Annotated in this window: 14 protein-coding genes; 3 read left to right on the top strand and 11 right to left on the bottom strand. The window is 67.0% G+C overall.

The window, feature by feature from the left end:
* Nucleotides 1–45: 45 nt before the first annotated feature.
* The gene (locus ACN0RC_RS05895) at nt 46–1359 is read right to left on the bottom strand and encodes an NAD(P)-binding domain-containing protein (protein WP_417509775.1); all 1314 of its coding nucleotides are present in this window, start codon (nt 1357–1359) and stop codon (nt 46–48) included.
* Nucleotides 1360–1442: 83 nt separating this feature from the next.
* Between ACN0RC_RS05895 and ACN0RC_RS05890 the strand changes: the two genes are divergently transcribed.
* Nucleotides 1443–1784, top strand: a complete 342-nt coding sequence (locus ACN0RC_RS05890; protein WP_417509773.1) for an ArsR/SmtB family transcription factor — start codon at nt 1443–1445, stop codon at nt 1782–1784.
* Nucleotides 1785–1789: 5 nt separating this feature from the next.
* On the opposite strand, the gene ACN0RC_RS05885 is transcribed toward ACN0RC_RS05890, so the two are convergent.
* Nucleotides 1790–2491 carry a GTP pyrophosphokinase gene (locus ACN0RC_RS05885; RefSeq protein WP_417509771.1) on the bottom strand — a complete coding sequence of 234 codons (702 nt, stop codon included), beginning with the start codon at nt 2489–2491 and terminating at the stop codon, nt 1790–1792.
* Nucleotides 2492–3174: 683 nt separating this feature from the next.
* Between ACN0RC_RS05885 and ACN0RC_RS05880 the strand changes: the two genes are divergently transcribed.
* A complete protein-coding gene (locus ACN0RC_RS05880) occupies nt 3175–3762 on the top strand; it encodes a GNAT family N-acetyltransferase (RefSeq protein ID WP_417509769.1) in 588 nt (195 codons plus the stop codon).
* A gap of 100 nt (nt 3763–3862) precedes the next feature.
* On the opposite strand, the gene ACN0RC_RS05875 is transcribed toward ACN0RC_RS05880, so the two are convergent.
* From ACN0RC_RS05875 to ACN0RC_RS05835, 9 genes are all read right to left on the bottom strand, one after another.
* Complete coding sequence (locus ACN0RC_RS05875) at nt 3863–5536, bottom strand: SulP family inorganic anion transporter (RefSeq protein ID WP_417509767.1); 1674 nt, start codon at nt 5534–5536, stop codon at nt 3863–3865.
* Nucleotides 5533–5898: an ArsR/SmtB family transcription factor gene (locus ACN0RC_RS05870; protein WP_417509765.1), complete on the bottom strand. Its 366-nt coding sequence runs from the start codon at nt 5896–5898 to the stop codon at nt 5533–5535. Before ACN0RC_RS05870 ends, ACN0RC_RS05875 begins: the two co-directional genes overlap by 4 nt.
* A gap of 79 nt (nt 5899–5977) precedes the next feature.
* Nucleotides 5978–7510, bottom strand: a complete 1533-nt coding sequence (gene putP / locus ACN0RC_RS05865; RefSeq protein WP_417509763.1) for a sodium/proline symporter PutP — start codon at nt 7508–7510, stop codon at nt 5978–5980.
* Between the two features lie 113 nt (nt 7511–7623).
* Entirely contained in the window at nt 7624–8679 is a 1056-nt protein-coding gene (locus tag ACN0RC_RS05860) for a DUF998 domain-containing protein (RefSeq protein WP_417509761.1), read from the bottom strand.
* A gap of 42 nt (nt 8680–8721) precedes the next feature.
* Nucleotides 8722–9663, bottom strand: a complete 942-nt coding sequence (locus ACN0RC_RS05855) for a siderophore-interacting protein (protein ID WP_417509759.1) — start codon at nt 9661–9663, stop codon at nt 8722–8724.
* Entirely contained in the window at nt 9653–10453 is an 801-nt protein-coding gene (locus ACN0RC_RS05850) for an ABC transporter ATP-binding protein (RefSeq protein ID WP_417509757.1), read from the bottom strand. Before ACN0RC_RS05850 ends, ACN0RC_RS05855 begins: the two co-directional genes overlap by 11 nt.
* Nucleotides 10450–11460 (bottom strand): FecCD family ABC transporter permease, encoded by a 1011-nt coding sequence (locus ACN0RC_RS05845; RefSeq protein WP_417510434.1) that lies wholly within the window; start codon nt 11458–11460, stop codon nt 10450–10452. Before ACN0RC_RS05845 ends, ACN0RC_RS05850 begins: the two co-directional genes overlap by 4 nt.
* 89 nt (nt 11461–11549) lie before the next feature.
* The gene (locus ACN0RC_RS05840; protein ID WP_417509755.1) at nt 11550–12596 is read right to left on the bottom strand and encodes a FecCD family ABC transporter permease; all 1047 of its coding nucleotides are present in this window, start codon (nt 12594–12596) and stop codon (nt 11550–11552) included.
* 7 nt (nt 12597–12603) lie between these two features.
* Nucleotides 12604–13632, bottom strand: coding sequence for an iron-siderophore ABC transporter substrate-binding protein (locus ACN0RC_RS05835; RefSeq protein WP_417509753.1), 1029 nt, complete (start codon nt 13630–13632; stop codon nt 12604–12606).
* 130 nt (nt 13633–13762) lie between these two features.
* Between ACN0RC_RS05835 and ACN0RC_RS05830 the strand changes: the two genes are divergently transcribed.
* A complete protein-coding gene (locus ACN0RC_RS05830) occupies nt 13763–14797 on the top strand; it encodes an FUSC family protein (protein WP_417509752.1) in 1035 nt (344 codons plus the stop codon).
* The last annotated feature ends 28 nt before the right edge of the window (nt 14798–14825 follow it).

The raw sequence follows: 14825 nt of genomic DNA, 5'->3' as shown, positions 1-14825 counted from the left end.
AATGTGGCGGCGAATGTTCACCTCCTGGTCATCTACCGGATGCGGTCAGCCGACAGCGACCGGTCGCAGGCCGATCTGCAGGGTGGGCTGTGGGGCGCAGCATCCGCCCGCGCCCGTACCGTCGGCGGGGTCGAAATCGACTGCCCCACCGCACACACCCGTGTCAGGAAGGACGAGATCGTTGCGCGCTGCCGCTTCATAGTCGCCGGCGAGGTGCGCCACCACACTGCGCACCTGCTCGTAGCCGGTGAGTGCGAGGAAGGTCGGTGCGCGTCCGTACGATTTCGCTCCCACGATGAAGAAGTCCTTCTCGGGCTGTGCGAGCTGGCGCGCGCCGGTTGCCCCCACAGATCCACACGAGTGGATGTTGGGGTCGATCTCGTCAGCGATACCCGCAACAGCATCGAGCAGCGGGTCAAGGTCGAGGCGCAGTTCGCGCAGCATCTCGGTGTCGGGGCGGAAACCGGTCAGCGCGAACACCTGTGCGACCCCGCTGACCTCTCGGCCGCCTTCTGCGCGGAGCACCAGACCTTGGTCGCCGCTCGCGACCTCGGCGAGCCGGAATCCGGTCATCACTTCGACCGTTCCCTCATCGATGGCCTTCTGCGCGAGTTGCCCGAGCGCCGCGCGCTCTGGCAGTTCGTCTCCTGCTCCCCCACCGGCGATGCGGGCCGCATCGCCGCGACGCAGCAGCCAGGTGACCCGGGTCCCGGGCGTGCGCCGAGCGAGTGCTGCGACCTGGAGCACTGCATGAACGGCGGAGTGCCCTGCGCCGACGACCACGGCGTGGGCGCCTGCGAGCTCTGCGACATCATCGGGGATGCGGTACGAGACACGATCCGCGGCAGCCCGCTCACCCACGGCGGGGAAGCCGTCAGCTCCGGCTGGGTTCGGCAGGTTCCAGGTGCCGCTCGCATCGATCACCGCCCGAGCCAGGATGCGGCCGTCACGCCCACTCGAATCCTGCGTGTGCACGACGAACGGCTGCTGCGCCCGGCCTGTGCTCACGACCTTGTCACGCCCCTGGCGGCTGACGCCGGTGACCGTTTCGCCGTAGCGCACCCGCTCGCCGAATGAGGCGGCGAGCGGCTCGAGGTACTCACTCACCCACTGCGCACCCTTTGGGTACCCCTCGACCGGAGCCACCCATCCGAGCGCCTCGAGGAGACGGCGCGCGGCGGCATCGATCAGCTCTGGCCACGCCGAGAACAGCCGCACCTGCTGCCACTCGGCCACAGCCGCGCCGGCGCCAGCACCTTGCTCGATGACGACGAAGTCGACGCCCCGCTCATTCAGATGAGCCGCCGCGGCGAGGCCCTGCGGACCTGCGCCGATGACCACCACGGGAAGCTCACTCATCACGTCTCCTCAGATCGAAGAACTTCAATATGAAAACAGTGACGCACCTATCGAAGAATGTCAATACGTGCGAGACTGAGGACGTGAGCCTGCCCCTGACCATCGAAGCGACCGCGTGCTGCACGCCGCGGGTGACCTCCTCCCTTTCGGTCGAAGACGCTGAGAAGACGGCGCGCGTCTTCAAGGCGATCGGCGATCCGACTCGCGTCATGCTGCTCTCGCTCATCTCGCGCGGCGAGGGGGGCGAGGCCTGCATCTGCGACCTGACCGAGCCCGTCGGTCTGTCGCAGGGCACCGTGTCTCACCACATGAAGCTCCTCACCGAAGCGGGGCTCATCACCCGCGAGCAGCGCGGCAGATGGGCGTACTTCAGACTGAACGACGGTGCGCTCGACGCGGCCGCCGACGCGCTTCGGAGCGTCTGACGCGCTCAGACCTGCACGATGCGCGGCGCAGGTGGCGGCGGGTCGAGCTGACGCAGAGGCACCCCGTGAGCCTCGCGGTGCAGCCGCTCCATGCGGATGTCGAGTTCTGAGGCGGCTTCGGCGGCATCCGTCAGGCTCTCGACGATGTGCGAAGGCACCTGGTTGGAGAACTTGTAGTAGATCTTGTGCTCGAGGCTCGCCCAGAAGTCCATCGCAATGGTGCGGAACTGCACCTCCACTGGCACCAGCAATGGCCCAGTGGAGAGAAACACCGGCACATCGATGATCACGTGCAGGCTCTTGTAGCCGTTGTCCTTGGGATGAGCGATGTAGTCCTTGACGGCACGGACGGTGATGTCGTCCTGCTGAGTGAGCAGGTCGAACAGCAGGTAGACGTCCGCGACGAAGCTGCAGGTGACGCGAACGCCGGCGATGTCAGTGATGTTCTGACGGATCTGTTCGAAGTAGGGCTCCGCGATCCCCTTGCGGGCGATCTTCTCGACGATGCTGTCCGGCGTCTTGAGTCGGCTCTTGACGTGCTCGATCGGGTTGTACGAGTGGTCGTGCAGGAACTCGTCCCGAAGGATCGAGATCTTCGTCTCGACCTCGCGCATGCCGAACTCGTACTCGCGAAGGAACTTCTGGAACTCATCACGGAGCTCTCGTGTCTGGCGGATCGTTTCGTCGTTGACCTCGATGGTCGTCATGACATCGACGCTACGCGTCCGTGTTCAGAGCGGGCTGTGCGTTCGTCATGAGCGGACATCCCGCTGCCCGCGGAGGCTCATGATGCGGCGCTCGTCATCCGGGGACGGGTTCTCGCGGGTGCGGACTTCGAGCACGGCGCCAGTGCTGATGAGGGTCCCACCAGGCGGGACCTCGCACTTCGGGGATGCCGTGGTTCATGCGGATGACCCATTCGGTCGCGTGCAAGGTGCGGTGGTGGAACCAGCACAGCAGCACACCATTGTCTGTATGGGTGGGGCCGCCCTCAGCATGCTCTCGGACGTGATGCACTTCGCACCATGTCGGCGGAACGGTGCAGCCCGGAATGATGCATCCTCCGTCGCGGATCGTGATCGCGCGGCGTTGCAGCGCGTTGAAGACGCGGGAGCTGATGCCGAGCGACACGATCCGGCCATGCTCGTCGAACAGAATGCGCTGGATGCCGCCCGCGCACGCGGTTTGCAGCGCTGTGGCGACGGGGACGAGATCGCCGGTGCGTCCGATGGTCGCCCAGCCGTGACCAGCTGCGAGGTACCCCCATTCAACACAGGGGCACCGACATTCCGAGGCAGAATTCCGGCTGTTCAGGAGAGTTTTTCGAAGAACTTCCCACGCGCTGCACAAACTGGCACACGCTGCAGTTCTCGGCTCCTAGGATCGGAGGATGACCGATTCGCAACGACGCGCCCCATGGCCGCTGCGCACCGAACGACTCGAGATCAGGCCCGCCACGCCGGACGACCTCGGCGTCGTCTGGGGGTACCGGCAGCTTCCCGAGGTGAATCGCTGGCTCGGGAACGCGCCGCAGACCCGCGAGACGTTCGACGAGCTCTATCTCGAGCCCGATCGGTTGGCATCGACGCTGATCATCACCAGGATCGAAGACGGGCTGGTGATCGGCGACCTCATGCTGCGGGTCGGAGACGGCTGGGCGCAGCGGGAGGTCATCGAGCAGGCGAAGGGCACTGAGGCCGAACTCGGGTGGGCACTCGCGCCCGAGCATGCCGGGAACGGCTACGCGACCGAAGCCGTGCGTGCGGTCGTCGACGTGTGCTTCGGTCCGCTCGCGCTGCGCCGTGTGCACGCCGGATGCTTCGCCGACAACGAGCCGTCGTGGCGGCTGATGGAGCGGCTCGGAATGCGCCGCGAGGAGTTCAGCCGCAAGACCGCGTTGCACCGTTCAGGAGAGTGGCTGGACGGCATGAACTACGGTCTGCTCGCGGAGGAGTGGCCGGCGCGAACCGAGGCATGATGATTCCGTATGGGTACCGGATCGACCCGTAGGGATTCCGTACGGATTCCGTTCTGACGGCGTTCACGCGTGTACGGTCGTCATTCGTGACGCGACGCCGTCACGGGGTCGGGCGCGCGTCAGGCGCCGAGCGCTGCACATGGCTCCGCGCATGAGCGACGGCCGCGCCCAAGTCGTCGAAGAGGTGATTCTGATGGCGCAGCGAGGCGAGCACCCCGACCTTCGTCGCCAGCGCGAGGTGGTCGGGCTGAATACCCTTCACCAGCACCGTGATCCCCCGCCGCTCGAGGCTCGTGATGAGGTCGGTGATGACCTGCGCCCCGGTCGCATCCAGGATCTGCAGCTGCGACATCCGGATCACGACCACTTCGACGTCCCGCAGCTCGCTGATGCGTTCCAGCATCCGCTCTGCGACGCCGAAGAAGAGCGCGCCCTCCAGACGGAAGACGGCGATCCGCTCGTCGCCGGAGACGGCGACGCCGGGGAGTTCTTCGCGGTGCACTCCGCTCGCACGCGCCAGCTGGCGCAACGCGAAGAACGCGGCCACGGCGATGCCGATCAGCACCGCGTAGATGAGGTCGACGCTGATCGTGACGATCGCGGTGATTCCGAAGACGATCGCGTCAGCTCTGGTCGATCCGACGATCGTGCGCACGGTCGCAACCGAGATCATCCGGCAGGCGGTCACCATCAGCACTCCTGCGAGCGCCGCCAGCGGAATGCGTGCGACGACGGATGCTCCGACCAGAACGATCACGAACAGCAGCACGCCGTGCGAGATGGCTGCGATCCGTGAGCGTCCACCCGCCCGCACGTTCACCGCGGTGCGCGCGATCGCACCGGTGGCCGGCATGCCGCCGAAGAGCCCGGCGGCGATCGAGGCGAGTCCTTGCCCTACGAGCTCACGGTCCGCGTCGTAGGGACCCGTGTCGGCCATGGATGCTGCCACTCGAGCCGACAGGAGCGACTCGATCGCGGCCAGCGCTGCCACGGCGATAGCGGGTCCGGCAAGCGACAGCAGTACCTGCGCATCGAGGATCGGGATCGTCGGGGCCGGGAGGCCTGCGGGCAACTCGCCGATCGCATCGACCGGGAGGTCGAACGCCCACGTCGCCACGGCGGCGATGACGATCGCGACGAGCGAGCCGGGAAAGCGCGGGTGGATGCGGGGAGAGACGACCATCACGATCACGACGAGAATCACGAGCATCAGCGACCAGCCGAGCTTCGGCCACGTGACCGTCTGCAGTGACTGGAGCGCGGCGAGCACCGCGTTCGTGCTCTCGCCGACCTCGGTGCCGGTGGCCGTGGGTACCTGCTGCAGGAAGATGATCACCGCGATACCGAGTGTGAAGCCCTCAATCACCGGCCACGGAATGTACGAGATGGTGCGGCCGAGTCGCAGCACGCCGGCGAGGAGCACGATGAGCCCTGCGAGCAGGCACACGGCAGCGAGTGCGCCGAGTCCGTGGACGGCGATGATCGGTGCGAGCACGACGACCATGGCTCCGGTGGGTCCGGAGACCTGCACGTGCGAACCGCCGAAGATCGCCGCGACGATCCCCGCGATGATCGCCGTGACCAGGCCGCTCTCGGCGCCGGCGCCCGAGCTCACTCCGAAGGCGAGGGCGAGGGGCAGCGCGACGATGCCGACCGTGACTCCGGCGAGCAGGTCGCCGCGCCAGGTGCGCCTGGCGCCGCGGTAGTCGTTCGCGGATGGAAGAAGCTGACGCAGAGCAACGCCCACTGACCGTGCGCGCGAGGAGGCAGTCACTGTGAGGATTCCGGTAGCTGCGGCAGCCCGTCGCGCTCGATCAGCTGCTGCTGCGTCGACTGAAGGATTTCGCCGAGCAGCGCACGCGCCACCCGCAGCAGGTCGGCGACCTGCGGGTAGGCGAGGCGGTAATAGACGAGGCTCCCGCGGCGCTCAGAGGTCACCAGCCGGTTGCGGCGCAGCACAGCGAGATGCTGCGACAGATGCGAGGCCTCGAGATCGGTGACGGCGAGGATCTCGGATACGGATGCTTCCGGCGCAGCCGAGAGCACCTCGAGGATGTGGATGCGCAACGGATGCGCGAGCCCCTTGAACAGCCCGGCCTTGACCTCGTAGAGCGGACGATTCGGTTCCGTCAGCAAAGCGCCCCCTGACATGATGATGTGATCAATTCATCATATCGCGGTATTGCGACCTCGGGTCAGGGTGCCGACGTTCGGGTCAGGGCGTCATGCGGTCGGTGCGTGCACCGCGTCCTACGCCGTTGACCGTCAGCAGCGTTCCGGTGTCGGTGAACTCCTGGAGGATCTCATTCTGACGCTCGGTGCCCTGCTTGTACGTGATGAGGCTCACCACGTACGCGACGACCAGAGCACAGATGAACGAGGGCAGCAGTTCGTACATCTCAGGCCAGGCGATGTCCCAGACGAAGACGCCAGCTGCCCCCACGAACATGCCTGCCAGCGCCCCCCAGTTCGTGAGCTTGCGCCAGAAGAGGCTGAGCAGGATCAGCGGACCGAAGGCCGCACCGAAGCCGGCCCACGCGAACGACACGAGTCCCAGGATCGTGTCATCCGGGATGAGCGCGAGCAGTGCGGCGATGATGCCGACGAAGAGCACGGTCGCCCGTCCGAGCATCACCAGCAGCTTGGGAGATGCCTCTTTCTTGACCAGCCGGAAGAGGTCTTCGACGAACGCGGACGACGCGACGATCAGCTGGCTCGAGATCGTGCTCATGATCGCGGCGAGCACTGCCGCGAGGACGAGGCCTGCGACGAACGGGTGCAACAGGGTCTGCGACATCACCAGCACCACTGTTTCAGCGTTGGTGAGGTCGATGCCCTTCTGCGACATGTACGCGATGCCGACGATGCCCGAGAACACCGCGCCGATGAGGGAGATGATCATCCAGGTCATGCCGATGCAGCGAGCGGTCTTCGCCTCACGGGGGCTGCGCAGTGCCATGAACCGCACGATGATGTGCGGCTGCCCGAAGTAGCCCAGGCCCCAGGCGAGACCCGAGACGATGGTCAGCACGACACCGCCGGTGAGTGCGCTCCCGCCGATGAGCGAGAGATGGTTCGGTGCGAGCGCATCGAGCGATGCCCCCACCTCACCGAATCCGCCGACCGCGATGATCGCGGCAACCGGGACGACGATGAGCGCGATCACCATCATCAGCCCCTGCACGACGTCAGTGAACGACGCCCCGAGGAAGCCGCCGAACAGCGTGTACAGCAGCGTGACACCGGCGACGAGCAGCATGCCGAACAGGTAGTCGGAGTTGAAAGAGCTCTCGAAGAAGAACCCGCCAGCGACCATTCCGCTGGAGATGTACAGCGTGAAGAACACCAGGATCACGATGCCGGCGAGAATACGCAAGAGCCTCGAGGAGTCACGCAGGCGGTTCTCGAAGAAGCTCGGGATCGTGATCGAGTTGCGCGACACCTGCGTGTACGCGCGCAGGCGCGGTGCAACGAGCAGCCAGTTCAGGTAGGCGCCTATCGTGAGCCCGACGGCGATCCACGCCTCGATCAGGCCCGACAGATAGATGGCACCAGGAAGACCCATGACCAGCCAGCCGGACATATCGGATGCTCCGGCGCTCAGGGCAGCGACCCACGGCGGCAGGTCCCTCCCGCCGAGCATGTAGTCCTCGTGGTTCTTCGTCCGGCGAAAAGCCAGATACCCGATGACGAGCATTGCGGCGAAGTACAGCCCCAACGCGATGAAGATGAATACTTGGTCGGACATCGTTGTCCTCTCTTTGCAAATCGGTGCGTTGCTGTTCCATCGATACTGACAGGGACGGATGCCTGTGGCCAGGCCCCTCCCGGCACAGCTCGGATGCCACGGAAGGGTGCCCCTCAGGCGCGTACGAGCGTCTGCCGCGCGGAGGGGCGGGTGCCGGCCGGCGTGAGCACCGCGAGAATCCGCACGAGCGTCGTGAGCCAGAGCAGACCGATGCCGATTGCAATGACCTCGAGCACGGTGACCGAGAACAGGTCGAACACGTCCGCAAGGATGAATGCGATGACGATCAGCAGCGCCGCGCCGATCGAGATCAATACGAGCGGATGCGGCGGCCCGGGCATCGCGACAGTCGTCACTGCACCTGCGACGACGAACAGAACCAGCGTCCCCACCGCCGCGATGTTGTGCACGGCCACGATTCCAGATAGCGGGAAGAGTCCGACTGCGGCGAGGGCGACTCCGGTCGCAGACCACAGCGCGACCACCCAGACGATCCGTCCGAGTGCCGCATCTCCGAGAATGCGGTGCAGATCACGCCCGATATACGAACCGACGGTGGCGATGAGGAGCCCCGCGACCACGAGCGTGCCGTTGAACGCCCAGGCGCCGGACCCGATGCCCAGCTGTGAGAAGTTCTGCTCCCACCAGCGCGGGTCCGCTGCGGTCAGCATCGCGAACAGGGTCCCTATGATCAGGTAGCCGAACAGGAGGTCGGCGATGTCGGAGGTGCGCAGGCCCACGCCCGCTCCGAAGGCGAGCCGTCCCGCCACAGCACTGGCAACGCCCGTGACGATACCGCCGCCGATGGGCGGAAGTTCGACGCCCTGAAGCCCGACACCGAGCACCTCCGTCGCCAAGAGGACACCGAGCGCAGTGACCCCGGCGAACGCGAGGGTGAGCGCGACTGCGGACAGCGACGAGATCACCGCCTGCCACCTCGGCATGCCATCGTGGTCGCCCCGGCGGTAGATCTGCGTGCTCGCCACGAACGATGCGGCGGCGATCACCGCGGCGACCATCGCCATCGGCATCCCGACCGACCCATCGCCGGCGACCGGCCGGGGACTCCCCCACAGCTCCCACGTGCCCAGAAGCGCGCCCACGCAGAAGCAGATGACGGTCGCCCAGATCGCTCTGACCTCGCGCTGCATCCGCTCTTCTGCGTTCATAGACTCATCGAACCACGCGGGACCGACGTCAGCACGGCGGCCTCAGCCGCGCATGGCGACGCCGCGACGCCAGTAGCCCATGAAGGCCACCTGCGCGCGGTCGATGCCCAGGTCCTTGACGAGATGGCGGCGGAGCGTCGTGACGACACCGCTCTCGCCGGCGATCCAGAAGTAGCGGTCGACGTCTGCCGCAGCCTGACCGATCGATTCGCCGCTGCCGGAGTAGACCGGCGTCTCCCAGACGAGGTCTTCGCCCTCGGCATCCTGCACGGTGATCTCGGAGTGGCCGGTGTCGCCGAGATAGTCGAGCACGGTCGGGATCACGCGCAGTCCGTGCACAGCATCGCCGCGCGGCAGCCAGTGCACCGTGACTCCCGCGGGAGCCGCGATCGGCAGGACGTCGTCGGCAGAGGGCACCTCGATGAACGCGATCCCGCGCGCATCGCGCGGGGAATCCTCGAGAATGCGCGCGATAGCGGGCGCGGCCGTCTCGTCGCCGACCAGGACGACCGAGGACGCCGCTCCCGGCGAGAATTCGATCCCACTGCGATCCTCACGGCCCCGCCTGGGACCCACGATCCACAGCTCGTCGCCGACGGCGGCGTTGCTCGCCCAGAGAGAAGCGGGACCGGTGAGCCCTGGCGCCAGGTGCAGCACGAAGTCGACGACGACCTCGGTCTCAGCATCCGCCACGTGCAGAGAGCGCACCGAATAGGTGCGCATCGATCCGCGCTCGTCCTCGGGAACCGCGAGGTATGCCCCCCACCAGTCGTCGGTATCGCGATCGATGTCGGCAAGAATTCCGGATGCCGGCGGGAAGACGAGCTTGATCCGCGCGTCGAACACGTCCCCGGGGGTGCCGAAGTCATCGAGGTCTGCGCCCCCGAAGGTGACTCGCACGAAGTTCGGCGACACCCGTTCCACCGCGCGCACGACGGCGCGCGCAAGGACGTAGGAGGGACGAGTGCGGGTCTCAGCGGACATGATGCCTTCCGATCGGGGTGACCATCGGTTTTCCGGAGACCGGATCCGTGGTGATCTGATTCGCCATGCCGAAGACCTCTTCGACAAGGCTGTTGGTGAGCACGTCTTCGGGAGCGCCGATGGCGTGCACTTTTCCGCCGCGCATCGCGACGAGCTCGTCGCTGTAGCGGGCGGCGAGGTTGAGGTCGTGCAGCACCATGACGATCGTCGTACCGCGCGAGACGCTGAGGTCGGTGAGCAGGTCGAGCACCTCGACCTGGTGGGCGACGTCGAGGAAGGTCGTCGGCTCGTCGAGCAGCAGGATGTCGGTCTCCTGCGCGAGCGCCATCGCGATCCAGACTCGCTGGCGCTGGCCGCCGGAGAGCTCATCGACGCTGCGGTCGGCAAGGTCGGTGATGCCGGTCGCCGCGAGCGCGTCGGCGACGACCTCGTAGTCATGCGCCGTCCAGCGCGCGAGAGTCTTCTGATGCGGGTGCCGCCCTCGGCCGACGAGATCGGCGACGACGATGCCCTCCGGAGCGATCGGCGACTGCGGCAGAAGGCCGAGCACCCGCGCGACCTCTTTCGTGGGTCGGGAATGCACCGACTTGCCGTCGAGGACGACCTGTCCGGATGCCGGCGACAAGAGGCGTGCGAGAGCGCGAAGCAGCGTCGACTTGCCGCATCCGTTGGCACCGACGATCGCGGTGATCTTCCCCGGCGCGATGGCGAGGTCGAGCCCTTCGACCACGGTGCGATCGCCGTAGCCGAGGGTGACGGCTTCGGCGGTCAGGGTGTGCGCTTCGGTCACAGCGATCCTCCCGAGCGGTTCGTGCGGATGAGCAGGTAGATCAGGTACGGCGCACCGAGCACGCCGGTGATGACGCCCACCGGGTAGCGGCCCTCGAACGCGAACTGCCCGATCAGATCGCCGCCGAGCACGAGCACGGCGCCGACGCAGGCAGAAGGCAGCAGCAGATTCGCACCCGGCCCGGTGATGCGGGCGGCGATGGGACCCGCCATGAACGCGACGAACGCGATAGGCCCTGTGGCGGCGGTGGCGAAAGCGAGCAGGATCACCGCACCGACGATGAAAACCAACCGCGTGCGGTTCACCCGCACGCCCAGGCCCGCGGCCGAATCGTCGCCGAGCTGCAGCATCCCGAGCGCTTTCGCCTGCGAGAACAGGAACGGCCAGATAACGAGGCTCGCGAGAGCGAGAGGGGTGATGTCGTCCCACGAGGCGTTGTTCAGGCTGCCGGTGATCCAGCGCATCGCGGTCTGGATGTCCCACTGCGCGGCCCGTGACAGCACATACGAGACGACGCTCTGCAGCATGGCGCCGACGCCGATTCCGATGAGGATCAGACGGATGCCGGAGAACCCGCCCTTGTTCGAGAGGAAGTAGATCGCGATCGCCGTGATCAGCGCACCTGCGACCGCGAACCCTGCGACGGCCAGGCCGCTGAGCCCGAGCGTGACGATGGCGACGACCGCCGCCGCACTCGCGCCCTGCGTGATGCCGATGATGTCGGGGGAGGCGAGCGGGTTGCGCAGCAGCGTCTGGAACGAGACGCCGGCGATGCCGAACGCGAAGCCCGCGAGAATCGCGAGAGCGGTGCGGGGCAGCCGCAGCTCCCCCACCGTGAAGGACGCCCCCGGCACGCTCTCGCCGAGGATGACGCGGATGACCTCGCCCGGCGTATAGAAGGTGTTGCCCACCATGAGGGCGACAGCGGCGAGAGCGAGAAGCAGGATGCCGAGGACCACAGTCGCGGTCGCGTGACGACGGTGGCGGGCACGGCGTCCTGATGCGATGGTCTCGGCCGCAGTGCCCTGAGCTGCGACCGACCCCTGAGCTGCGACCGACCCCTGAGCTTCGCCCGACCCCTGAGCCTGTCGAAGGGTCACAGCTCTCTCACCTTCTGGCGGCGAACGATCCAGATGAAGAACGGGGCGCCGATGACAGCGGTGATGATGCCCACCTGGATCTCTTCGCCCGACGGTGAGATCACCCGTCCGGCGATGTCGCTGGCCAGCAGCAGCGCGGCTCCGGCGAGCGCCGAGAACGGCAGCAGCCAACGATGGTCTGTGCCCACCAGCATCCGACAGAAATGCGGGATGACGAGACCGACGAATCCGATCGGTCCCGCGATCGCCGTGGCGGCGCCGGCGAGGATGACGGCACCGACCGCGGAGATCAGTCGTGTGCGGAACACGTTCTCGCCGAGGCCGGTTGCCACGTCATCGCCGAGGGCGAGCGAGTTCATTCCGCGTGCACACGCGAAGCAGACGAGCGCGCCGACGGCGAGCACGGGAGCGGTGACCGCGATGCGCGGCCATTCCGCCCCGCCCACACCGCCGATCTGCCACGCCTGGAACGCTTGCAGCAGGTCGACGCGCGGCAGCAGGATGGCGCTGATGAGCGAGGCGAGCGCCGCACTCGTCGCGGCGCCGGCGAGCGCGAGTTTGAGCGGAGTGGCCCCGCCGCGCCCCAGAGACCCCACCGTATAGACGAAGACGGCGGTCACGGCGGCGCCGATGATGGCGACGAGCATCTGGGTGAAGGCTCCGGTCGCACCGAAGGCGGCGAGCACGATCACGACGGCGAACGACGCGCCGTTGTTGATGCCCAGGATGCCGGGGTCGGCGATCGGGTTGCGGGTCACCGCCTGCATCGCGGCGCCCGACAGGGCGAGCGCAGCGCCGACGAGCAGCGCGAGCACGGTGCGTGGGATGCGCTTGATTATCGCGGCCTGGGCGATGGTGTCGTCCTGACCGGCGAGGGCCGTGGAGATGTCTTGCAGCGAGACGGCACGGACGCCGAAAGCCACCGAGAGGATGCTGAGCACGACAAGCACCCCGACCCCGACGAGCAGCCACATGGTGCGCGCCGAAGCCGGGCGCCGCAGGTTCGCGGTGCCCGGCTTCGATGCGGTGGCGGTCGAGGTCACGCGCCGGTCACTGTGCGAGGAGCGGCGCCTCGAGCAGCGCGAAGTAGTCGTCGAGTCCCCAGCCGATCGACAGTGGCGAAGGGTTCGCCGATGCGGCCAGCGGTGTGGCGTCGGGGAGGATGGCGATGCGGCCCTCGGCGATCGCCGGGATCTTCGACAGCAGCGGATCGGCCTGCAGAGTCTCGATCAGCGAATCGTCGCCGTAGGTGATGAAGACGTCGACATCGTCGAAGACATCAGCGTTCTCCGCGCTCACGGTCAGGTAGAACTCGGTGCTGTCGGTGTCGGCGAGAACGGCTGGCTCCGGGAGCCCGAGCTTGGTGAGGAATCCGGGACGAGTGTCGACCGGCGTGTAGTACATGATCTGGCTGAGGTCGCTCGGGTCGAGGTAGGCGAACAGGAGCTTCGCCTCTTTGAGGGCCGCGTGCTCTTCGAGCGCAGCATCCGTCTGGGCATGGATCTCATCGATAAGAGCGTCGCCCTCGTCGGCGAGACCGAGAGCGGCGGAGTTCATCTCGATCATCGTCTCGACCGGGGTTCCCCAGGCGACCTCGGGGTACGCGACGACGGGGGCGATCTTGGAGAGCGTGTCGTAGTCTTCCTGCGTGAGGCCGGAGTATGAGGCGAGGATCACGTCGGGTTCGGTGTCAGCAACGGCCTCGAAGTCGATGCCGTCGGACTCGTCGAAGAGCACGGGAGTGTCGGCGCCGAGCTCGTCGAGGCGGTCCTCGACCCACGGCAGCACGCCGTTGTCGTCGTCGTCGCCCCACGTGGCCTTGCTCATACCGACGGGGACGATGCCGAGCGCCAGCGGAACCTCGTGGTTCGCCCACGCGACGGTGGCGACGCGTTCGGGCTTCTCGGTGATCGTGGTCTCGCCGTAGACGTGCTCGATCGTGACGGGGAAAGCACCGTCGGATGCCGGGTTCGCGCCCGCTGCGCTGTCGTCGGTGCTTGCGGGAGCGGTGGAGCAGGCGGTGAGGCTTGCGGCGAGAAGCACGGCAGTGCCGAGGCCGAGGATGCGGGAGATGCGCACAGGCGTTCCTTCAGATCGGGGTGGGTGAGGCGTGAGCCGGGGAGCTTTGGTAAGCCTCCCCTAACGTAACACGAGGTTAGGGTGCCCTCAGTTCGCTGTTACCCGATCGGTACGGCGATAACGTGGTCACATGCGTGTGACGGCGGCAATGCGAAGCGCGAAGCGCAGCCCTCTGCTGCAGGTCGTGAAATCGGCCGTCGCGACCATCGGTGCGTGGCTGATCGCCGGATGGCTCGTTCCCGGGCCCCTGCCGGTGTTCGCCGCCATCGCGGCGCTTCTGGTCGTGCTGCCGAGCGTGAACCAGTCATTCACCAAAGCCATCGAGCGCAGCGCCGGTGTGATCGGCGGTGTGCTGATCGCGACCGGTCTGAGCCTGCTGCTCGGTCCGCAGAGCTGGGTGGTGCTGCTGGCGATCGTCGTCGCCATGCTCGTGGCCTGGATTTTCCGCGCCACACCCGGCATGGGCAATCAGGTGGCGATCTCGGCGATGCTCGTGCTCGCACTGGGGTCGTCGAGTCCGCAGTACGCGCTCGATCGGATCATCGAGACCCTGATCGGTGTCGTGATCGGCATCATCGTCAACGCGCTGATCGTGCCGCCTGTTCTCACCGCTCCGGCCCGACGCGACCTGGGGCTGCTCGGAACCGAGCTCGCTGCGAGCATGGACCGGCTCGCGGCCGCCCTCATGACGGTGCAGAGTCCCGCCGACCTTCAGACGCTCATGGTCGAGGCTCGCCTGCTTCGTCCGATGCAGGTCGCTGCCGCGGCATCCGTCACCGCCGGCGAGGAATCCCTGACCCTCAATCCGCGTCGCCGCTCGCGCGGCGAAGTCGCCGAGATGCGGACGCTCCTCGACACGCTCTCCCCGATCGTGACGCAGGTGATCGGCATGACGCGCGCATACTTCGACCACTATGACGAGACTCTCGCCGATGAGCCTTCTGTGCATGCCATCGCCGAGCAGCTGCGCCGGGCAGGGCACGATGTGCGCTTGGCAGTGCAGGTCGCCGATGTGGCCCCAGAGGCGTCGACAGAGACCTCAGCCATTCCGGCCTTGACCGCCCCGCTGTATCTGACACCCCCGGCATCCGGTCATTGGATCCTGGTCGGCTCGCTCATGGAGGACCTGCGCCGCATCCGCGGCGAGCTGCTCGGTGACGAGTGAGGGATGCCGACGAGCTCACCGCGAATGA

This window comes from Microbacterium sp. (genome assembly GCF_048259935.1).
Taxonomy (GTDB): Bacteria; Actinomycetota; Actinomycetes; order Actinomycetales; family Microbacteriaceae; genus Microbacterium.
The sequence above is the reverse complement of the archived record's forward strand: the minus strand, read 5'-3'. Positions and strand labels throughout refer to the sequence as shown.